Below are 20,591 nucleotides of genomic sequence, written 5' to 3' on the forward strand. Positions count from 1 at the left end.
GTAGGTCGCCGGACAAGCTGTCGTCAAGGGAGTCGTGTGTCCGAATCGGGGACGTCGAAGACGCTGAGCCACGGGCTTCAGGTGCTGGAGCTGCTGGTGGAGCACCCGCAGGGGCTCACGATGACCGAGATCGCCGACGGGATCGGCGTGCACCGCACGGTCGCGCACCGGCTGGTCCGCACGCTGGAGGCGCACCACCTCTGCCGGCGCGACCGGTTCAAGCGGATCTCGCTCGGCACCGGCCTCGTGCGCCTGGCCGAACCGGTGGAACAGGACCTGCGCACGCTCGCGCGCCCGGTGCTGGAGGAGCTTTCGGACGCCGGCCGCGCGTCGGCGCACCTGGTGGTCCGCGAGAACGCCGAGCAGGTGCGGATGCTGATGATCGTGGAACCGCGGCAGGCGCGGATGCACGTGTCGTTCCGCAGCGGCCAGCTGGACCCGATCGGCCGCGGCTCGGCCGGGCTCGCACTGCTCGCGGCGGAACCGCCGGTGGAGGGCGAACGCGAGGAGATCACCCGCGCCCGGTCGCGCGGCTACGCGGTGTCGGTGGGGGAGATCGCGCCGGGGATCACCGGGATCTCGGCGGTGGTGCCGACCGGCCGGGACGCACCGGGCACGAGCATCGGGCTGTCTCTGTTCGAAGCTCCGGACCCGGACGAACTAGGCCGGTTGGTGGTGGCTTCAGCGCAGCGGCTGGGCTCGATGCTGAAATGACCTAGCGGCCGACGAGCCCGGCTTCGTGGGCGAGCAGTCCGGCCTGGGTCCGGTTGGTGCAGCCGAGTTTCACGAGCATCCGTGACACGTAGCTCTTCACCGTCGCCTCTGCCAGATGCAGCCGCCCGGCGATGTCCGCATTGGACAGTCCTTCTCCCAGGCACGCCAACACATCCCGCTCCCGCTCCGTCAACCCGGCAGTGCGGCGGCGGGCTTCGTCATCGCGGCGGTGGCCGTCCGACGACAGCGCGACCAGTCGGCGTGCGGCTGATGGCGACAGCACGGTGTGCCCGTCCGCCGCGACGCGAACGAGGCCGATCAGGTCCTCCGGCGGCGTCGACTTCACCAGGAATCCGGCCGCGCCCGCGCGGAGGGCCCGGATGACGTAGGTGTCCGCGTCGAACGTCGTCAGCGCGACGACCGCGGGCGGATCCGGCAGCGCGCAGATCCGCTCGATCGCGGCGAGCCCGTCCACGCCGGGCATCCGCAGGTCCATCAGCACCACCGCGGGCCGGTGCCGGACCACTTCCTCGACCGCCTCCGCGCCGTCCCGCGCCTGCGCGACTACCTCGATGTCGCCGGCCGAACCGAGGATCGTGCGCAGGTGCGCGCACACCATCGGCTCGTCGTCGGCCACCACGACCGTGATCACCGGGCAGCACCTTCCGTGGTCGGGACGTAGGCGGGCAGTATCGCACCGATCTTGAACCCGCCCCCGGGCACCGGGCCCGCCTCGAAGGTCCCGCCGACGAGTTCGACGCGCTGGCGCAGCCCGCTCAGCCCCGCGCCGGAGCCGCTCCCCGCGAGCGCCGCGTCCGGCGGCCGGGTCGCGCGGGTGTTGGCGACGGCCACGTCCAGTCCGCCCGGGTGATAGCGCAGCGAAACCGTCGCCGAGCAGCCCGGCGCGTGCTTGCGGATGTTGGTCAGCGCCTCCTGCACCACCCGGTACGCGGTGCGCGCGACGGTCGGCGACACCGAGGTCCGGTCGCCGGTCACGGAAAGCTCGGTCGCGATCCCGACCGCCACCGATTCGGCGACCAGGTCCGCCACCTCGCCCGGCAATGGCGGATTCGGCACCGGCGGTTCGATTCCGGTGCCGTTGCGCAGCACGCCGACCAAGTCGCGTAGTTCGTCGAGCGCGTGCGCACCCTCGCGCCGGATGTCCTCGGCGGCCGACTTCACCGACGGATCCGGCGACGTCACGCCGAGCGCGCCCGCGTGCAGCACCATCAGGCTCAACCGGTGCGTGACGACGTCGTGCATCTCGCTCGCCAGCCGTCGCCGCTCCGCCGCCAGCGCCTGTTCGGCGAGCAGGTGCTGCTCGCGTTCCGCACGCTCAGCCCGGTCGCGCAAGGAACTCAGCAGCTGCCGCCGCGCCTCGAAATACAGCGAGATCGCCACCGGCAGCGCGGTGCTCAGCAGTCCGAACGGCGTGGTGTTCCAAGCCGGATTCCACGGTCGCGTCGCCAGCAGGGCCAGGAACCCGGCGATCCACAGCAGCCGCCGCCGGTCCAGCTGCCGGACGAGCTGCGCCAGCACGATCGGCGTGATCGTGGGGACGGTCATCAGCGTCGGCTGGCGGACGGGCACGAGCAGGCCGGGGGAGAAGAGGTCGGACGCCAGCATCGCCAGCGAGGCCATGATCAGCAGGCCGGCGACGCCGTTCGGGAAGCGCGCCAGGAGCAGCAGGGACGCGTCGCAGACGAGTTCCAGCACGAGCGTCGCGTACGGGCCGAGAAAGCCGGTGGCAGGCCCGGCGGCGAGGAAAAGGCCGAAGTCGAGGCAGGCGAACACCAGCGCGGTGCCGGCCAGCCAGAACCAGTCGGTCGACCGCGGCCAGGGACGGCACGTGCTGGTCACCCGGCCACGGTATCCGGTCGCCTGCCCGGCCGCGCCGGATCCGCATCGCCCGGGTGGCGGGTTACCGCCGAAAGTTGCGGCTCGATCGGAAGAGATCCACTTTCGTCGCTGCGGGCAGCTACCGAGCACGCTTACGCCGCACCCGCCCGGCGCGGTGGACTCGACGCCATGACGAGCGAAGGAATCCCGCGGTTCGCCCGGCTGCCGGTGCTGGCGGTCGCGGCGGGCGCCGTCGCGCTGCTGGCGGCGACGAGCACCCGGTACGCGCACGGCTTCGACGAGCTGTACTTCCTCGTGGCCGGTCGAGATCATCTGGCCTGGGGGTATTTCGACCAGCCGCCGCTCGTCCCGCTGCTGGCCGGCACGCTCGACCAGTGGTTCCCCGGTTCGCTGGTCGCGCTGCGGCTGCCGATGGCGCTCGCGGCCGGCGCCGGGGTGATCGTGACCGCGCTGACTGCTCGCGAACTCGGCGGCGGTCGCGGAGCACAGGCGATGGCGGCCGGGGCGTACGCGACTTCGGGGCTGATCATCATCAGCCACTGGGTCGCCACCTACGCTTTGGACCCGTTCTTCTGGACGCTCGTGGTGTTCCTCCTCGTGCGCTGGACCCGGACCCGGCGCGACGGCTTGCTGGTGTGGGCCGGAGTGGTCACCGCGGTGTCGCTGCAGACGAAATTCCTGATCCCCGCGCTGTGGGGCGCGGTGCTGGTGTCCGCGCTCGTCTTCGGGCCGCGCAACCTGGTGTCCCGGCCGAAACTGTGGCTGGGCGCGCTGATCGCCGTCGTGGCGACCCTGCCGACGTTCCTCTGGCAAGCCACGCACGGCTGGGCCTACACCCGGATGGGCGAGGTCGTCGCGGCCGAATTCCCCGGCTACCTCACCTTCGCGCGCGACGGCTTGCTCGGTGCCGGAATGGGAATCGGCGTGCTGGCGCTGCTGTACGGGATGTGGCGGCTGTTCCGTTCGCCGGACCTGGTGCCGTACCGGTACCTCGCGGTGGCGTTGCTGCTGGTCGTGGCGGTGATCATCGGGACGCACGGCCGCTCGTATTACTTGATGAGCCTGTATTCGCTGCCGTTCGCCGCGGCCGCGACGGAGCTTTCGCGGCGAAAGCTGGTGCGCTGGTGGAAGATCCCGGTCGGAATCGTGTTCACGCTTTCGGCGGCGGTCACCATTGCCGGGCTGCCGGTATGGCCAGCTTCGATGAAAGCCACGTCGTTTGGCCCCTTTCCGCTCGGCACCGTATTCGCGGCCGGGGAGACCGCGCAACAGCAGTTGGCGGACGGGGTCGGGCAGACGTATCGATCCCTGCCGGAGCCGGTGCGCCGGGAAACCGCCGTATACGGGGAAATCTACCCGTTCGCCGCGGCCGTGGAGTACTACGGCCCGCGATACGGAATCAACAATGTCTACAGTGGACACCGAGGCTACTGGTACTTCGACCGGCCGCCGGATTCCGCGCGCAACGTGCTTTTCGCGGGCTTCGATCCTGCGCTGCTGCGGCCGTACTTCTCTTCGGTGACTGAAGTGGTGCCCGGGCTGATGTGGCTGTACACCGGGCGAAAGCAATCCTGGGAAACGATCTGGCCAGAGGTGAAGAAACAATGAGCGACTCCTTGCCCGCGCGAGCGTATTTCCTCGCCTGCGACCCGGACGGCGGCCCAGTCTCCCGCCGCTCCAACGCGGCCCTGCTGGTCCGCGCGGCCGCGGTGACCGACCTGGTGCTGCGCGGCAACCTCCGCGACCAGCGCGGCCACGCCGAACCGACCGCCGCCGCCCCGACCGGCGACCTCCTGCTCGACGATCTGCTCGCCGACCTCCGCACGCACAGCCCGGCGTCGTGGCGCGCATTGCTGCGCCGTGGCAGGAACGACACGTTGCAGTCGCTGGAAACGCAACTCTCCGCGGCGGGTCTGCTCGAAGAGGGCAGCAGTTCGATCCTGCATCGCAAGGTCTTGGTGCCCGCCGACCCGGCGCGGGTACGCGACGCGCACGCACAGCTCGCCCACGCTTTGACCGCTCCGCTGTCCGAAGTGGACGCTTCCGCCGCGGCGCTGGCTTCCCTCGCCGCGGCGTCCGGAGCCGGGATGTCCCGCTCGGACGCGCGTCGCCACGCTGACCGGCTGAAGGAGTTGGAGAAGCTCGCGGGACCAGTGCTTCCGGCACTGCGCAAAGCCGTAGCGGGCCGACGGGCAGCGCGGATCGCGGCGTTCTCCGGCGGTTCCGGCGGCTGACCGACAGTTCGGCCGCCGCCGAAGCGTGGACGTCGTACCGTGGCGGACATGACCTCCTTCGCCGCGTTGCACGTCCCGGGCCGTCCGCTGTTGCTGCCGAACGTCTGGGAGTTCGGCTTCGCCGCCGCCCTCGCCGCCGCGGGACACCCGGCGGTCGGCACCACCAGCCTCGGCGTCTCGGCCGCCGCCGGGCTCGCCGACGGAGCCCCGGAGTCCCGCGCCGCGACCGTCGCGCTGGCGAAATCGCTGGCACCGCTGGACATCCTGGTCAGCGTCGACCTCGCCGACGGCTTCAGCACCGATCCCGAGGAAGTAGCGGACCTCGTCGCGGAACTCGCCGACGCGGGAGTAGCCGGCATCAACCTGGAAGACGGCCGAGCCGACGCGCTCGCTCCGATCGTCGTCCAGGCCGCGCTGCTGGCCAAGGTGCGCGAACGCGTCCCGGGCATGTTCCTCAACGCCCGCACCGACACGCATTGGCTCGGCGCCGGCCCGGTCGCGGACGCCATCACCCGGGTCCGCGCGTACGCCGACGCCGGTGCGGACTGCGTCTTCGTCCCCGGCCTGCACGAGCCAGCGGATGTGGCGGAGCTCGTCGAAGCGGTCGAGGTGCCGGTGAACCTCCTGCACCTGCCCGGGAAAGCCACTTTCTCCGAATTGGCCTCCCTCGGCGTGGCGCGGGTCAGTCTCGGCTCAACTCCCTACCGGGTAGCACTTTCCGCCGAACTGTCCACAGTAGACGCAGCGCGGGAAGGGACCGAACTGCCGATGAAGCCGCCTTCGTACGGCGAAATCACCGCATTGCTCCCGTAATCTGGGGGACATGATCTTCGGAGGAAACACCGACTTCGCTGTCCCCGCCGGATACCTCAACACCCCCAGCATCGGAATCCCGCCGACGCCGGTCGCCGACGCGGTCGAGGCCGCGGTCGGCCGGTGGCGCACCGGCAAGGACACCCCGTCGGACTTCGACGAGGCGGTCTCCCGCTCCCGCGCCGGATTCGCGCGGCTCGCCGGGGTCCCGGCGGACCGGGTGGCGATCGGCGCGTCGGTGTCGCAGCTGGCGGCGAACGTCGCGGGCGGACTGGCCCCGGACGCCCGCGTCCTGGTCGCCGAGGGCGAGTTCACCAGCGTGACGTTCCCGTTCGCGCAGCGGGCGAACGTCACCGAAGCGCCGCTCGCCAAGCTGGCGCAGCACGTCGAAGGCCACGACCTCGTCGCGGTCAGCCTCGCGCAGTCCGCCGACGGCGCGCTCCTCGACACCGCCGCGCTGCGGGCCGCCTCCGAAGCCGCGGGCGTGCCGGTCATGATCGACGTCACGCAAGCCGCGGGCTGGCTTCCGCTGGACGTCGCGTGGGCGGACTGGATCGTCTGCGCGGGCTACAAATGGCTGTTCTCGCCGCGCGGCTGCGCCTGGCTCGCGGTGCACCCGCGGGCGCACGAACGGACCCGCCCGGTCGCCGCGAACTGGTACGCCGGCGACGATCCGTGGTCCTCGGTATACGGAATGCCACTGCGCCTGGCCGGAAACGCGCGCGGATTCGACCTTTCGCCGGTGTGGCTGTCGCACGTCGGCGCCGCGGAAGCGTTCGACTACTTCGCGTCACTGGACCTCGCCGCGGTGCGCGACCACAACGCCGGACTGGCCGATTCCCTGCGCACCGCGGCCGGGCTGGAGCCGCAGGGGAGCGCGATCGTGGCACTGGAAGCCGATCCCGCGCGGATCGCCGAAGCCGGGATCGTCGCGAGCGTCCGCAACGGGCGGGTACGGGTCGGTTTCCACCTCTACAACGGCCCTGACGACGTCGAACGCGTGCTGGACGCCCTGGGCGCAGCGTCTGGCTGAAGGCCGCACGGGCGGTGAACTACGGTGTTCGCGTGTCCCATCCGCACTTCACCCCCGGACCCTCGGACACGGCCCCGATCCCGGCCGTGCCCGCGCAGCCGGGTCCGCCGCCCGGGCCGTCGCGCAACCGCGCCCTCCTGCTGCGCGGCACCGGGCTCGTGGCGATCGCCGTCGTGGCCGGGCTCGTCTGGTACCTGATCCGGCACGACAGCACGCCGGACGAGCCGGTCGCCGAACCCCCGGCGACCACGGCGAAGCCCGCGTTCGACTACAAACTGGCCGAAGGCCCGGTCAAGGCGACCGACTGCGCCGCCAACGCGTACTCGGGCGCCAAGAAGTTCTTCCAGGACAACCAGTGCAAGTCCTTGGCGCGGGCGCTGTACACGGTGCAGTCCGGGGACGCGAAGGCGCTGGTGTCGGTGGTGCTGGTGACGATGCCGGACGCGGCGAAGGCGACCGAGCTGAAACAGCTCACCGACCGCGACGGCACCGGCAACGTGAGCGACCTGGTCCGCGACGGCACCTTCCACGACGCCGACGCCCCGAAACTGAGCGGCAACGAGGCGGAGTACGAGTCGAAGGCCACCGGAGCCGAGGTGACGATCGTGCTGACCGACTTCTACTACGGCCACCACGACAAGCAGCTGCTCAACCGGATCGCGAAGAACGCGTTGAAGCTGTCCGGGAAGCTCCGCTGAGCTTCTCGTGAAGCGCGCAGGCTCGGGTTCGGCCCGGCCTGCGCGCTTGTGCTAGGAGGGCTGCCCGGGGAGGGCAACGGCGGCGGGCTTGAGACCCGCCTCCTGCCGCCAAGGCATCCCGCGCCGAGCCGCCGCGATCACCGCCTGCAAAGCCATCCCGCGCAGCCCCGAATCGTCGGTATGCGTAAGCACGGCAAGCCAAGCCGCCGCCGTGTCCGCCTCCGCGCTCGCCACCAGCGCAGCCGCCGAAGCGGTGTCGGTAACCGGCTTAGGCGGCACGTACGCGGCTTCAGGAGCCACCGGCGTCGCTGACACCGACGTGATCATCTGCGTGACCACGTCCCGCCGCGCGGTGTGTTCCGCGCGTCCGGCCTTCACCGCTTCCCCGAAATCACCCGGCAGGAACGCCGTCACCAACCCGTACACCCACAGCGACGCGTGCTCCGCCGCCAGCGCCTTCTGCAGCGAATCCACCGCTTCCTTCGGCACCGACGACGGCGCGGCCGCGGCCTTCGCGTCGGCCCCCGGCCCGAGTTCCGGCGCGACCCGCTGCAGCCCGGCGCACCCGGCGGCCACCGACGCGACGAGCCCGGCCCGGTACGCCGGCAGCGCGGGCACCAGGTCCTCCGCCTGCTTGCGCGCGGCGGCGAGCCGGTCCTTGAACCCGGCGAGGTCAGCGGGCGCGGCGGGGACGTCCGCCGCCTTCTTCGGCCGGTTCAGCCGGTCCACCTCGGTCTTCAGCGCGGCCGCCTGCGCGGCTCTGGCGTCGGCGACCTGTCCGGCCGCGTCGCCGCCCGCGGGCAGCTTCCTGGCCGCGGCGGCGTCCGCCTCGGCCGTCGCCAGCAGCGGGGCCAGGGGATCGGGGGCGTCGTCGTAGCCGCCGGAGCAGGCGGCGAGCGGCACAGCCGCGGCGACAGTGGCGCTCAGCGCGCCCAGACGCAGCACGGCGCGCCGGGAAAGGTCTGCGGTCACGTCGGCCCATCCTGCCAGGCCGCCCGGGTGCGCCGCCGCTCGCGCGTCTTCGCGGGGGCGCAGGATAAGCTTGACCTTCACCGACCAACAGGCCGAACAGGAGTGCTCCACGTGCCCAACGAACTCGCCAGCCGGCTGGAGCCGATCGTGGCCGAAGCCGTCACGACCGCGGGTTTCGACCTCGACTCGCTCGAGGTGCAGCAAGCCGGAAGGCGACAGCTGGTGAAGGTGGTCGTCGACTCCGACGACGGCGTCGGCCTGGACGAGGTCGCCGAGGTCAGCCGCACCGTCTCGGCCGCACTCGACGAGAACGAGCACGTCCTGGCGAGCGCCTACACGCTCGAGGTCACCTCGCCCGGCCTCGACCGGCCGCTCACCCAGCGCCGGCACTGGCGGCGCGCCCGGTTCCGCCTCGTCAAGATCACGCCCGTCGAGGGTTCGGCCTACCTCGGCCGCGTCGGCCACGCCGGCGAGAAGGGCGTGCGCGTCCTCGTCGACGGCCGGATCAAGGACGTGCACTACCAGTCCGTCGCGAAGGCCGTGGTGGAAGTCGAATTCAAGCAACCGCCCGCAGACGACCTCAAAGCCCTGACCGCGGACGAGAACGAGAAGAAGGAGGAGTCGAAGTGAACGTGGACATCGCCGCGCTGCGGGCGATCGAACGGGACAAGGACATCCCCTTCGACACGGTCATCGAGGCCATCGAGACCGCGCTGCTCACCGCGTACAAGCACACCGAGGGCCACCAGCCGCACGCCCGCATCGACATCGACCGCAAGACCGGCCTCGTCCGCGTCCTCGCGCACACCCTCACGTCCGAGGGCGAGGTCGACGAGGAATGGGACGACACGCCCGAGGGCTTCGGCCGGATCGCCGCCACCACCGCGCGCCAGGTCATCCTGCAGCGGCTGCGCGACGCCGAGCACGAGAAGACCTACGGCGAGTTCTCCGCGAAGGAGGGCGAGATCGTGGCCGGGGTGGTGCAGCGCGACGCGCGCGCCAACGCCCGCGGCATGGTCGTGATCCAGGTCGGCGACACCGAGGGCGTGCTGCCGCAGGCCGAACAGGTCGCGGGGGAGTCCTACGAGCACGGCACCCGGATCAAGGCATTCGTGTTCGGGGTGTCGCGCAGCAACCGCGGCCCGCAGATCATGCTGTCGCGCTCGCACCCGAACCTGGTGCGCAAGCTGTTCGCGCTGGAGGTCCCGGAGATCGCCGACGGCACCGTCGAGATCGCCGCGGTCGCCCGCGAACCGGGGCACCGGTCGAAGATCGCGGTGCGCTCCACCATCCCGGGCGTCAACGCCAAGGGCGCCTGCATCGGCCCGATGGGCGCGCGCGTGCGCAACGTGATGAGCGAGCTGGCCGGCGAGAAGATCGACATCATCGACTGGTCCGACGACCCGGCCAGGTTCGTCGGGAATGCATTGTCGCCGGCGAAGGTTGTTTCGGTACGTGTCGTGGACGAGCGCGCCAAGACGGCGAGGGTCGTCGTGCCGGACTTCCAGCTGTCGCTGGCGATCGGCAAGGAGGGCCAGAACGCCCGCCTCGCCGCCCGGCTCACCGGCTGGCGGATCGACATCCGCAGCGACGCGGCCCCCGCCGAGCCGGCCGGTCCGGCGCAGGGTGAGCAAGACCACGCCGGCCAGGCGCGGCCCGCCGCGGCGACCGGTTCGGCCGACTGAAGGTGCAGGCGCTAGACTCGACAACGGTTCAAGTCCCGCGAAGGGCCACTGGGGACACCCCCGACCTCCCGCGTCACCGGCACTCGCCGGTGCGCACGTGTGTCGGCTGCCGGAAACGGGACTTGACCGGCGAACTGCTGCGCGTGGTCGCGGCGGACGGGCGGCTGGTCGTCGACGAACGTCGGCGGCTGCCGGGACGGGGTGCGTGGCTGCACCCGGGACCGGGCTGCCTGGCCAAAGCCGAGCGGAAGCGGGCGTTCCCCCGGGCTCTCCGGGCCCAGGGCGCGCTCGAGGCCGCGGGACTGCACCGCCACGCGGCGTTCGCCGAGGACAACGACGCCGGGACGCTCCCGGGGTCGCGGGAAACAAGGAAGCAGGTCGACCCGTCATGAGTCAGCCGTGAAGCTGAAGCCATGAACGCGCGACGATAAGGACGAGGTCAGCGGGTCCCCGCCTGGCCTCCCCTAGATGAGGAGAGCTGTGCCAGGCAAGGCCCGTGTACACGAGCTCGCTAAGGAGCTCGGCATCACCAGCAAAGAAGTTCTCGCCAAGCTGAAGGAGCAGGGCGAGTTCGTGAAGTCCGCGTCGTCCACCGTCGAGGCGCCCGTCGCCCGCCGGCTCCGCGACGCGTACCCCGCCAAGGGCGGGAAGAAGCCCGGCCCCACTCCGGGACCGCGGCCCGCTCCGGCCCCGAAGCCGCCCGCTCCGCAGCAGCAGAGCGCCGCTTCGCAGGCCCCGTCCGCTCCGGCCCCCGCGCCGCAGCAGGCCCCGGCCGTGAAGCCGGGACCGCAGGCTGCCAAGCCGGCGGCGTCCCCGGGCCCGAAGCCCGGCGGCCCCCGCCCCGGCCCGCGTCCGCCCGCCCCGGCCCAGCCGGCCCCGGCGCAGGAGGTCCCGGCCGCCAAGGCCGAGCCCGCCGCGCCCAAGCCGGCCCCGAAGCAGCAGGACTCGTCGTCCGCCGGTTCGGTCGTGCCGCCCAAGCCGCAGGGCCCCAAGCCCGGCGGCCCGAAGCCCGGTCCGCGCACCCCGCGGGTCGGCAACAACCCGTTCGGCGTCGGTTCCGGTTCCCCGGCCCCGCGCCCGCCCGCCTCGCGTCCCGGCCCCGGCCAGGGCGGCGACAACCGTCCCCCGCGTCCGGGCGGCGGCCAGGGCGGCGGAGAGCGTCCGCCGCGTCCCGGCGGGCAGGGCGGCGGCAACCGGCCGAGCCCGGGCAACATGCCCCCGCGCCCGAACCCCGGCATGATGCCGGGCCGCGCCCGTCCGGCCGGACCGGCAGGCGGCCGCGGCGGTCCTGGCGGCGGCGGTCGTCCCGGTGGCGGCGGCGGCCGTCCCGGCGGCGGCGGTGGCGGCGGCTTCCGCGGCGGCCCCGGTGGCGGCGGCGGTGGCGGCGGTTTCCGTCCCGGTGGCGGCGGCGGTGGCGGCTTCCGTCCGGGCGGCGGCGGTGGTGCCCCGGCCGGCGGCGGCGGTTTCCGCGGCGGCGGCGGCGGTCGCGGCGGCCCCGGCGGTCGCGGCGGCACGGCCGGCGCCTTCGGCCGTCCCGGCGGGCGCTCGCGCAAGGGCCGCAAGTCGAAGCGGCAGAAGCGCCAGGAGTACATGGACAACATGCAGGCGCCCAGCGTCGGCGGCGTCCGCCTGCCCAAGGGCAGCGGCGAGACGATCCGGCTGCCGCGCGGCGCTTCGCTGACCGACTTCGCCGAGAAGATCGACGCCAACCCGGCTTCGCTGGTGCAGGTGCTCTTCCACCTCGGCGAGATGGTCACCGCGACGCAGTCCGTGTCGGACGACATCCTCGAGCTGCTCGGCGGCGAGATGAACTACGTCGTCCAGGTCGTCTCCCCCGAGGAGGAGGACCGCGAGCTGCTGGAGACCTTCGACATCACCTATGGCGAGGACGAGGGCGGCGAGGAGGACCTGCAGGTCCGTCCGCCGGTCGTCACCATCATGGGTCACGTCGACCACGGCAAGACCCGGCTGCTGGACACGATCCGCAAGACGAAGGTCCGCGAGAGCGAGGCCGGCGGGATCACCCAGCACATCGGCGCCTACCAGATCGAGACCGAGCTCGAAGGCGTGCCGCGGCTCATCACCTTCATCGACACCCCGGGTCACGAGGCGTTCACCGCCATGCGTGCCCGAGGCGCGAACTCGACCGACATCGCGGTGATCGTGGTGGCGGCCGACGACGGCGTCATGCCGCAGACGGTGGAGGCGATCAACCACGCGCAGGCCGCGAAGGCCCCGATCGTGGTCGCGATCAACAAGATCGACAAGGAGGGCGCGAACCCGGACAAGATCCGGCAGCAGCTCACCGAGTACAACCTCATCGCCGAGGAATACGGCGGCGACACGATGTTCGTCGAGATCTCCGCACGGGAGAACATCAACATCGACGGGCTTCTCGAGGCGATCCTGCTGACCGCGGACGCGGCTCTGGACCTCCGGGCCAACCCGGACATGGAGGCCCAAGGCGTCGCGATCGAGGCGCACCTCGACCGCGGCCGCGGCCCGGTGGCCACCGTCCTGGTCCAGCGCGGCACGCTGCGCGTCGGCGACTCGGTCGTGGCGGGCGACGCCTACGGCCGCGTCCGCCGGATGGTCGACGAGCACAACGAGGACGTCACCGAGGCGCTGCCCTCGCGTCCGGTCCAGGTCATCGGGTTCACCTCGGTGCCGGGAGCGGGCGACACCTTCCTGGTGGTCGACGAGGACCGCGTCGCCCGGCAGATCGCCGAGCGCCGTTCCGCTCGCACCCGCAACGCGCTCAACGCGTCGCGCCGCAAGCGGGTCAGCCTCGAGGACCTCGACTCCGCCTTGAAGGAGACGAGCAGCCTCAACCTGATCATCAAGGGCGACAACTCGGGTACCGTCGAGGCGCTCGAAGCGGCGCTGCTGCAGCTGGACGTCGGCGAAGACGTCGAACTGCACGTCGTGCACCGCGGCGTCGGCGGCGTGACCGAATCGGACATCGACCTGGCGACCGCGTCCGACGCGATCGTTCTCGGGTTCAACGTCCGGGCGCAGGGCAAGGCGACCGAGCGGGCCACCCGCGAGGGCGTCGACGTGCGCTACTACACGGTCATCTACCAGGCGATCGAGGAGATCGAGCAGGCTCTGAAGGGCATGCTCAAGCCGGAGTACGAAGAGGTCGAACTGGGCCGCGCAGAGGTCCGGGACGTCTTCAAGTCCTCCAAGATCGGCACGATCGCGGGTTGCCTGGTCATGTCCGGCGAGATCCGGCGCAACGCCAAGGCCCGCCTCCTGCGCGACGGCAACGTGGTCGCGCAGAACCTGCCGATCAACTCGCTGCGCCGCTTCAAGGACGACGTGGTCGAGGTCCGGGAAGGGTACGAGTGCGGTCTCACGCTGGGCTCGTACAGCGACATCAAGGTCGACGACGTGATCGAGACCTACGAACAGCGGGAGAAGCCCCGTAGCTGAGGCCTCCGTTGGGGGAGGGGCGTGCTCGCAGGCTGCGCTCGCCCCTCCCGCCCTCAGCGTGTTGTGCGGGGGTCGAACCCCCGCGCCCCCGCCAGGGGGCAAGCCCCCTGGACCCCCGCGTGGGGTCCAGTCGGGCTGTCCCGTCGAGTTTTGTTTTCGTCGAGTTTTGAGGTGACTAGCTTGTTTGTCGGAGTCCTCGAGCTCGACTTGCTGCTTGACGACGTGCATTCGTTGAAGCAGAAACGATCCGTGGTGCGGCCGGTGGTGGCCGAACTGCGGAAACGCTTTTCCGTCTCGGTCGCCGAGGCGGGACATCTGGACCTGCACCGGCGCGCGCTCATCGGCGTCGCCGCGGTCGCCCCCGACGGCGAGCACATCCGGGACGTGCTCGACGCGTGCGAGCGGTTCGCGGCGGGCCGCCCCGAGTTCGAACTGCTGTCCGCGCGCCGCCGGCTGCTCGGCCCGGACGACTAGAACACCCGGAAATCCGGAGAAGGAGACCTCAGCCATGGCCGATCCCGCTCGGGCACGCAAGCTCGCCAAGCGGATCTCGCAGATCGTGGCCTCGGCGATCGAACACGACGTCAAGGACCCGCGACTGGGCTCGGTGACCATCACCGACGCCCGCGTCACTGCGGACCTGCACGACGCCACGGTGTACTACACGGTGCTCGGCGAAAGCCTCGACGCGGAGCCGGACTTCGCGAGCGCCGCGGCCGCCCTGGAAGCCGCGCGCGGCGTCCTGCGCACGAAGGTGGGACAGGGCACCGGCGTCCGCTACACCCCGACGCTCACCTTCGTCGCGGACAGCGTCCCGGACGACGCCCGCCGCATCGAAGAACTGCTCGCGAAAGCCCGCGAATCGGACGCCGAGGTGGCCCGCCGGGCGACCGGAGCCCAGCCCGCGGGCGAAGCGGACCCTTACAAAGCTCCTCGGGCCGACGAGGACGAGGAGCAAACAGAAGAGGAGACGCGCGGCTGAAGCGATGCGGTCAAAGCCCGGTGTCACGCGACGCGGCCTGCTGTTCGGCAGTGCCGCGGCGCTCGTCTCCGCCTGCACCGGGCGCTCCGCCCCGGTGGTTGCGCCGACCTCGGCTGCCCCGGCCTCCAGCCCGTCGCCCCTGAAGGCGTCCGTCACGATCCACCGCAGGCACTCCGCGGCCCGCGGCCGGGACGTCGACGTCGTGCTCATGACGCCCGACGACGTCCCCAGCACCGGCCTGCCGGTCTGCGTGGCACTGCACGGCCGCGGGTCGAACGCCCGCACGTTCCTGGACCTGGGCGTGCCCGCGGCCCTCACCGCCGCGGTCCGCTCGGGCATCCCGCCGTTCGCGGTCGTCGCGGTCGACGGCAGCCACTACTGGATGCCCGACGGCGACGACGACCCGCACCGCATGCTCACCGACGAACTCCCCGGCTGGCTGTCCGAGGCGGGCCTCCGCCCGATGACCGGCCTCCTCGGCATCTCCATGGGCGGCTTCGGCGCCCTGAACCTTGCCCTCCACCGCCGCGACGTGACCGCCGTGGCGACCTGCAGCGCGGCCCTGTTCCGCACGTGGCCAGAAGCCCGGTCGCGGCACATCTTCGCGTCCGAGGACGACTGGACCGCCGCCGAACCGCTGCGGCACGTCGACGAACTCCCGACCCGAGGCCTCGGCGTGTGGTGCGGCGACGGCGATCCGTTCCTGGCGGCCAACCGGAAGCTGATCACCAGCGCCAAGCCGGAGGTCTCGCGGATCACGGCGGGCAAGCACACGGCGGAGTACTGGCAGGGAGTCCTGCCGGAAGTCCTGCGATTCCTCGGGCCGCGGCTGGCGTAGCGGGCTCTGCCAGTCCGGCGCGAAATCAGTTGGGCTTTCCCGCCACCACGAGATCCCGGACGATCGCCTGGTCCACCCGGTGCGCCAGCTCCTCGTACGGCCCGCCGGACCGCACCGCCAGCCCTGCCCGTTCCAGGATCGCCACCAGTTCCTCGCGCGGCAGCACATGCGTGTTCCACGAGATCCCGATGGCCCCGCCCGGCCGCAGCACGCGGTTCCACACCGGGATCGCCGCCGCGAGGAGGTCGCGCGGGCTGCGGGCCAGACCGGTCTCGCGGTGGCTGCCGTGCTGCACGCCGTACGGCGCGTCGGTCACGATCAGGTCCACTGACGCCGGGCGGAGGACCTCGTCGGTGGTCAGCGTGTCCGCGTTCAGGTAGCTGAGCCGGCGGGTGCGGCCGGACTTGTAGTCGTCCTTGTCGAACGCGTACTCGATGTCCAGCCGGCGGCCGAGGCGGACCTTGTTGCGGCGCAGCTGGCCGGATTCCGCGGTGTGCTTCACGCGCTTCGTGCGCAGCCACGTCTTCACGAACTGTTCGTACGCCTCGAAATCGCGCGCGTCGACGTCGAGGCCGGTCGCGTCGAAGCCGTACATCACGGCCTGGTTCAGCGTCGTCCCGCGCCCGCACAGCGGGTCGAGGACGTGCAGTTCGCGGTCCGGCCAGTCCGCGGGCCGCGAGGTCGCCAGCAGGGTGAGGTTGAGCAGCAGTTTCGTGAACTGCTCGTTGGTCTTGCCCGGGTACTTCTGAATGGTCAGCAGGTCGGAGTCCGCCTTCGCCAGCGGGTGCACGGCGACCGGCCGCAGCACGCCGTCGCCCAGTTCGAACAGGGCGTACAGCGAGGACAGGTTCGACAGCAGCGCCAGGTCGCGCTCGCCGAGCGGGGCGGCGCAGGCGAATTTCACGTACCCGACCCCGCCGAGTTCGATCTCTTCGATCGCCGACACCTCGGCGGACAGGCCGGCGCCGAAGGCCGCCAGTTCGGCGCGCAGCAGCGCCGGCGACGAGGCGGCGTACACGCGGTTGGCGGAAGGCAGAACGAGGATCACGTACTCAGGCATCCCGCAGAGCGTAGCGTGACACTTCGTGACAGCTTCCCTGGTACAGGACATCGAGGCCGCCGCCGCACTGCTGGCCGGGGCCACCGACGTGACGCTGCTCGGCCACGTGCGCCCCGACGCGGACGCCCTCGGCAGCGCGCTGGCCCTCGGCCACGTGCTGCATCGCCGCGGCGCGAACGTGCGAGTCGCCTTCGGCGAGCCGGACGAGGCCCCGGAAACACTGGCGTGGCTGGACGTCGACGGCCTGATCACTCCCGTCGGCGCCCTCCCTCCGACGGACGGTCTGCTGGTCGCGTTGGACACCCCGACCTTGGCCCGCCTGGGCAGGCTCGCCCCGCGGGTCGCCGCGGTCCGCGACGCGGGCGGCTCGGTCCTGGTCGTCGACCACCACGCGACCAACGCCCGCTACGGCACCCACCACGTCGTGGACGACACCGCCGAAGCGACGGCGATCCTGGTCACGCGGATCGTCGAGGCGATGGGAGTCGAACTGGACGCGGCGGCTGCGCGCTGCCTGTATGCCGGGGTGGTCACCGATACGAGCGGCTTCCGCCGGGCGAGCCCCGAAACGCACCGGATCGCCGCCCGTCTCCTGGAAGCCGGGGCCGACCCGGGCGAGGTGGCCCGCCGCATCGTCGATGATCACCCGTTCGCGTGGCTGCCGATGCTGTCGACGGTCCTGTCCGAAGCCCGGCTGGAACCCGAAGGGGCGCAAGGATTCGGCTTCGTCCACACGGTGGTGCGCGCGGCCGCCGCGGCGACGGTGCGTCTCGAAGAGGTGGAGTCGGTGATCGACGTGGTGCGCGCGACCCGGGAGGCCGGCGTCGCGGCGGTGCTGAAGGAGGCCGGGCCGGGTCCAGTGTGGACGGTCTCGCTGCGCTCGGCCGGCGACATCGATGTGTCCGCGGCCGCCGCGGAGTTCGGCGGGGGAGGGCACCGGATGGCGGCGGGGTGCACGGCGGAAGGTCCGGCGGAGGAGGTGCTGGACCGGCTGCGGAAGGCGTTGGGACGGGTGCCGCTGTTGCGGGCTTCCTGAACCGGGCTGGGCGCGTTCGACGGGAGCATGAGCGCAGCCGCGTCCGGAAGGTTCGTTGGACCCGTGTCGTACTGCTGACCCGGGTCCGGCGCTCGCGGCTGTTCGCGCCTGGTCAGCCCGGTCGGCGCAGTCCGTCCAGCACGAGGGTGATGACGTCGTCGGCCTCGGCCCGCCACCGGGGACGGTCGTGGGCCGCGCCGATGCCGTGCAGAGCCATCATCACGGCACCGGCATCCACGTCGTCGCGCACGGCACCGTCTTGCGCGGCAGCGGCCACCAGGTCGGTGACGGCCTCCTCCAGCGCCTGGCTGCCCCCGGCCAGCGCGTTCGAGCGGTCGGCCATGAGCGTGGCCAGCGTCCGGGCCAGGCCCGCGTGGGCGTCGATGTGGTCGACCATGCCGCGCAGGAATGTCGCCAGCGCCTCCGCTGCGGGCAGCGTGGCTTGCAACTCGCGGGCGCGGTCGCACAGTGCGGCGACTTCCCCGTGGTAGACCGCCTCGGCCAGCGCCTCCCGGGTGGGGAAGTGGCGGTACAGCGTGCCGGTGCCCACTCCGGCCAGGCTGGCGAAGTCGTCGAAGCGCAGGTCGAAGAACTCGCCCGCGTCGAAGATCTCGCGCGCTTTGGCGACCAGGAGATCGCGGTTGCGCTGGGCGTCGGCCCGCAGCGGCTTGCCCGCAGTCATGCGCTGCCCTCCCGTCGGCAAGCGGAGATCGTCTCCAAATCGAGCGTACCGCACGAGGTGGCGCGAAAACCCTGCTGTCCGGCCGCAGCTGAGACAGCCCGCCGCCCGTGCCGGAGCACGCCACAGAGGACTCCCGTCTCTCGGCGATCCCCTTGCCTGATAAGCGAATCCCGCGTCTTGCTTGCCCGCCTAGGAGTGTCCTCGCGGTCCGGGTCGCCGGAATTGTCGGTGCCGGTAGTTACTCTCCTCCCGTGTCCGAAAACGCCACGACCACCGCCGTAAGCGGTGACCGCATCCCGCCCCGCCGAGTGTTCGGCCTCGCCGTGCCCGCGCTCGGCGTGCTCGCCGCCGAGCCGCTCTACGTGCTGGTCGACACCGCCGTCGTCGGCCATCTCGGGGCGTTGCCGCTCGCCGGCCTCGCGCTGGGCGGCGTGGTGTTGTCGCAGGTCTCCACGCAGCTCACCTTCCTGTCGTACGGCACCACGTCGCGCACCGCGCGGCTGCACGGCGCGGGCAGGCGCGCCGACGCGGTGCGCGAAGGCGTGCAGGCCACCTGGCTGGGCGTGCTGGTCGGGCTGGTGCTGCTGGTGGCGGGGCAGTTGCTGGCCGGGCCGATCGCCCGCGCGCTTTCGGGCAGCGACGAGATCGCCGAGGCGGCCGTGTCGTGGCTGCGGATCGCGTTGTTCGGCGCGCCGCTGATCCTCGTCACGATGGCGGGCAACGGCTGGATGCGCGGCGTGCAGGACGCCACGCGTCCGCTGCGCTATGTGCTGGCGGGCAACGGAATTTCCGCCGTTCTGTGCCCGGTGCTGGTGTATGTCGCCGATCTCGGGCTGGAGGGGTCGGCGATCGCGAACGTCGTGGCGCAGGTCGTGTCCGCGTCGATGTTCGTCGCCGCGCTGGTGCGGGAAAAGGTGCCGCTGCGGCCGGATTTCCCGGTGATGCGGGCACAACTGGGTCTCGGCCGGGACCTGGTGCTGCGCAGTTTCGCGTTCCAGGCGTGCTTTGTGTCCGCTGCCGCGGTGGCCGCGCGCACCTCGACCGAGGCGGTCGGGGCGCACCAGGTGGTCCTGCAGCTCTGGACGTTCCTGTCCCTGGTGCTCGATTCGGTCGCGATCGCCGCGCAATCGCTCGTCGGCGCGGCGCTCGGTGCGGGAGCGGCGCGGCAGGCGCGCGGGGTGGCTACGCAGATCACGGGATACGGCTTGATTTTCGGCTGTTTCCTCGGCGTGCTGTTCGCGGCGTTGTGGAGTGTCCTGCCGCACGCGTTCACGTCCGATCCGGGAGTGCTCGGCGAAATCCCGCACGCCTGGTGGTTCTTCGTGGCGCTGCAACCGATCGCGGGGGTGGTGTTCGCGCTCGACGGGGTCCTCCTCGGTGCGGGGGACGCCGCCTTCCTCCGCACCGCCACGCTCGTCAGCGCCGGGCTCGGGTTCCTGCCGCTGATCTGGCTGTCGCTGGCGCTGGGCTGGGGGCTGAGCGGGATCTGGAGCGGGTTGTCGCTGTTCATGGTGTTCCGGCTGGCGGCGGTGGTGGCGCGATGGCGGTCCGGGCGGTGGGCCGTGGTCGGCGCGGTGCGGGAGGCGTGATGGCATAACGGCGAAACCCGCTCGCCGCCGGCGCCCGGCGGATGCGAGGGTGGGCGCATGCCGAAGTTCACCCAGGTCGACGTCTTCACCGACGAGCTCACCCGAGGCAACGCGCTCGCTGTCGTGCACGACGCGGACGCGCTGTCCGACGAGCGGATGGCGGCGTTCGCCCGCTGGACGAACCTCAGCGAGACCACGTTCCTGCTGGAGCCGTCCGACCCGGCCGCCGACTACCGCGTGCGGATCTTCACGCCGCACGGCGAGCTGCCCTTCGCCGGGCATCCGACGCTCGGGTCGGCGCGGGCGTGGCTGGCCGCCGGGGGAGAGCCGAAAGCCGGGCACCTCGTGCAGGAATGCGGGGCCGGGCTCGTCCGGGTGCGCCGCGACGGCGACCGGCTGGCGTTCGCCGCGCCTCCGCTGCGCCGCAGCGGTCCGGTGGACGAGGCCGACCTCGCCGCGGTGAAGCGCGGTCTGCACCTCGGCGACGCCGACGTCCTCGACGCGCGCTGGGCGGACAACGGCCCCGGCTGGGTCGCGCTGCTGCTGCGCGACGCGGCGACCGTCCTCGCCATCGAGCCGGACTTCGCCGCGCTCGGCGAGTTCAAGGTGGGCGTCGCCGGTGCGCAGCCCGCCGGATCCGACACGGCCTTCGAGGTCCGCGCGTTCAGCGACACCGTCGAGGACCCGGTCACCGGCAGCCTCAACGCTGCGCTCGGCCAGTGGCTGATCGGCGACGGCATCGCGCCCGAGTCGTACGTCGCGGCGCAGGGAACGCGGCTCGGCAGGCGCGGGCGGGTGCACGTCGAACGGGACGGCGACGACGTGTGGGTCGGCGGCGAAACGGTCGTCGGAATCCGGGGCGAAGCGGATCTGTGGTGAAGCACACCCCGGTCACGGCTATGTCTCGAGGTTGCTGAGGCGATACAACTATCGAGGCGGCAGCGTCGTCGTCCTCCTAGC

Annotated in this window: 21 protein-coding genes; 16 read left to right on the forward strand and 5 right to left on the reverse strand. The window is 71.9% G+C overall.

Annotated features, from left to right (window positions below):
* Positions 1–36: 36 nt before the first annotated feature.
* Entirely contained in the window at positions 37–714 is a 678-nt protein-coding gene (locus tag DMP23_RS10455) for an IclR family transcriptional regulator (protein WP_037812547.1), read from the forward strand.
* 1 nt (position 715) lies between these two features.
* Here DMP23_RS10455 and DMP23_RS10460 read toward each other — a convergent pair whose 3' ends face one another.
* Together DMP23_RS10460 and DMP23_RS10465 are read right to left on the reverse strand one after the other, a co-directional pair.
* Positions 716–1,366: a response regulator gene (locus DMP23_RS10460; protein WP_134666707.1), complete on the reverse strand. Its 651-nt coding sequence runs from the start codon at positions 1,364–1,366 to the stop codon at positions 716–718.
* Positions 1,363–2,574: a sensor histidine kinase gene (locus tag DMP23_RS10465; RefSeq protein ID WP_134730606.1), complete on the reverse strand. Its 1,212-nt coding sequence runs from the start codon at positions 2,572–2,574 to the stop codon at positions 1,363–1,365. Before DMP23_RS10465 ends, DMP23_RS10460 begins: the two co-directional genes overlap by 4 nt.
* Positions 2,575–2,742: 168 nt before the next feature.
* On the opposite strand from DMP23_RS10465, the gene DMP23_RS10470 reads away from it, so the two are divergent.
* Genes DMP23_RS10470 through DMP23_RS10490 form a run of 5 tightly spaced genes read left to right on the forward strand, consistent with a single transcriptional unit; the run spans position 2,743 to position 7,352 of the window.
* On the forward strand, positions 2,743–4,182 hold the full coding sequence (locus DMP23_RS10470; RefSeq protein ID WP_337820926.1) for an ArnT family glycosyltransferase: 1,440 nt from the start codon (positions 2,743–2,745) through the stop codon (positions 4,180–4,182).
* Positions 4,179–4,808 carry a GPP34 family phosphoprotein gene (locus DMP23_RS10475; protein ID WP_337820927.1) on the forward strand — a complete coding sequence of 210 codons (630 nt, stop codon included), beginning with the start codon at positions 4,179–4,181 and terminating at the stop codon, positions 4,806–4,808. The genes DMP23_RS10470 and DMP23_RS10475 overlap by 4 nt, the downstream gene beginning before the upstream one ends.
* A gap of 48 nt (positions 4,809–4,856) precedes the next feature.
* Positions 4,857–5,621, forward strand: coding sequence for an isocitrate lyase/PEP mutase family protein (locus DMP23_RS10480; protein WP_337820928.1), 765 nt, complete (start codon positions 4,857–4,859; stop codon positions 5,619–5,621).
* Between the two features lie 10 nt (positions 5,622–5,631).
* Entirely contained in the window at positions 5,632–6,654 is a 1,023-nt protein-coding gene (locus DMP23_RS10485) for an aminotransferase class V-fold PLP-dependent enzyme (protein ID WP_037812540.1), read from the forward strand.
* 32 nt (positions 6,655–6,686) lie between these two features.
* Positions 6,687–7,352 (forward strand): hypothetical protein, encoded by a 666-nt coding sequence (locus DMP23_RS10490; RefSeq protein ID WP_337820929.1) that lies wholly within the window; start codon positions 6,687–6,689, stop codon positions 7,350–7,352.
* Between the two features lie 51 nt (positions 7,353–7,403).
* On the opposite strand, the gene DMP23_RS10495 is transcribed toward DMP23_RS10490, so the two are convergent.
* On the reverse strand, positions 7,404–8,324 hold the full coding sequence (locus DMP23_RS10495; RefSeq protein WP_037812821.1) for a ferritin-like domain-containing protein: 921 nt from the start codon (positions 8,322–8,324) through the stop codon (positions 7,404–7,406).
* Positions 8,325–8,435: 111 nt separating this feature from the next.
* Here DMP23_RS10495 and rimP point away from each other — a divergent pair, with 111 nt between their 5' ends.
* The 7 genes from rimP (at position 8,436) to DMP23_RS10530 (ending at position 15,264) form a co-directional block, all read left to right on the forward strand.
* The gene (rimP, locus tag DMP23_RS10500) at positions 8,436–8,954 is read left to right on the forward strand and encodes a ribosome maturation factor RimP (protein ID WP_275294336.1); all 519 of its coding nucleotides are present in this window, start codon (positions 8,436–8,438) and stop codon (positions 8,952–8,954) included.
* Positions 8,951–10,009: a transcription termination factor NusA gene (gene nusA / locus DMP23_RS10505; protein WP_037812537.1), complete on the forward strand. Its 1,059-nt coding sequence runs from the start codon at positions 8,951–8,953 to the stop codon at positions 10,007–10,009. Before rimP ends, nusA begins: the two co-directional genes overlap by 4 nt.
* Before the next feature lie 89 nt (positions 10,010–10,098).
* On the forward strand, positions 10,099–10,401 hold the full coding sequence (locus tag DMP23_RS10510; protein WP_238605427.1) for a YlxR family protein: 303 nt from the start codon (positions 10,099–10,101) through the stop codon (positions 10,399–10,401).
* 88 nt (positions 10,402–10,489) lie between these two features.
* Positions 10,490–13,444 carry a translation initiation factor IF-2 gene (gene infB / locus DMP23_RS10515; protein ID WP_337820930.1) on the forward strand — a complete coding sequence of 985 codons (2,955 nt, stop codon included), beginning with the start codon at positions 10,490–10,492 and terminating at the stop codon, positions 13,442–13,444.
* A gap of 180 nt (positions 13,445–13,624) precedes the next feature.
* Positions 13,625–13,918: a DUF503 domain-containing protein gene (locus tag DMP23_RS10520; protein WP_337824382.1), complete on the forward strand. Its 294-nt coding sequence runs from the start codon at positions 13,625–13,627 to the stop codon at positions 13,916–13,918.
* Positions 13,919–13,952: 34 nt separating this feature from the next.
* A complete protein-coding gene (gene rbfA, locus DMP23_RS10525; RefSeq protein ID WP_134734482.1) occupies positions 13,953–14,426 on the forward strand; it encodes a 30S ribosome-binding factor RbfA in 474 nt (157 codons plus the stop codon).
* 4 nt (positions 14,427–14,430) lie between these two features.
* Positions 14,431–15,264 (forward strand): alpha/beta hydrolase, encoded by an 834-nt coding sequence (locus DMP23_RS10530; protein ID WP_134734481.1) that lies wholly within the window; start codon positions 14,431–14,433, stop codon positions 15,262–15,264.
* A gap of 25 nt (positions 15,265–15,289) precedes the next feature.
* Here the strand turns inward: DMP23_RS10530 and DMP23_RS10535 are convergent, their stop codons facing one another.
* Positions 15,290–16,324, reverse strand: a complete 1,035-nt coding sequence (locus tag DMP23_RS10535) for a TRM11 family SAM-dependent methyltransferase (protein ID WP_205673485.1) — start codon at positions 16,322–16,324, stop codon at positions 15,290–15,292.
* Between the two features lie 25 nt (positions 16,325–16,349).
* Here DMP23_RS10535 and DMP23_RS10540 point away from each other — a divergent pair, with 25 nt between their 5' ends.
* Positions 16,350–17,360 (forward strand): DHH family phosphoesterase, encoded by a 1,011-nt coding sequence (locus DMP23_RS10540; protein ID WP_337820931.1) that lies wholly within the window; start codon positions 16,350–16,352, stop codon positions 17,358–17,360.
* 112 nt (positions 17,361–17,472) lie between these two features.
* Here DMP23_RS10540 and DMP23_RS10545 read toward each other — a convergent pair whose 3' ends face one another.
* Positions 17,473–18,042 (reverse strand): TetR/AcrR family transcriptional regulator, encoded by a 570-nt coding sequence (locus tag DMP23_RS10545; RefSeq protein ID WP_336161101.1) that lies wholly within the window; start codon positions 18,040–18,042, stop codon positions 17,473–17,475.
* 251 nt (positions 18,043–18,293) lie between these two features.
* Here DMP23_RS10545 and DMP23_RS10550 point away from each other — a divergent pair, with 251 nt between their 5' ends.
* Together DMP23_RS10550 and DMP23_RS10555 are read left to right on the forward strand one after the other, a co-directional pair.
* Complete coding sequence (locus DMP23_RS10550; protein WP_337820932.1) at positions 18,294–19,631, forward strand: MATE family efflux transporter; 1,338 nt, start codon at positions 18,294–18,296, stop codon at positions 19,629–19,631.
* A gap of 57 nt (positions 19,632–19,688) precedes the next feature.
* Positions 19,689–20,510, forward strand: coding sequence for a PhzF family phenazine biosynthesis protein (locus DMP23_RS10555; RefSeq protein ID WP_037812522.1), 822 nt, complete (start codon positions 19,689–19,691; stop codon positions 20,508–20,510).
* Positions 20,511–20,591 lie beyond the last annotated feature (81 nt).

It is taken from the genome of Amycolatopsis sp. A1MSW2902 (assembly GCF_017312175.1).
In the GTDB taxonomy this organism is placed as follows: domain Bacteria; phylum Actinomycetota; class Actinomycetes; order Mycobacteriales; family Pseudonocardiaceae; genus Amycolatopsis; species Amycolatopsis nivea.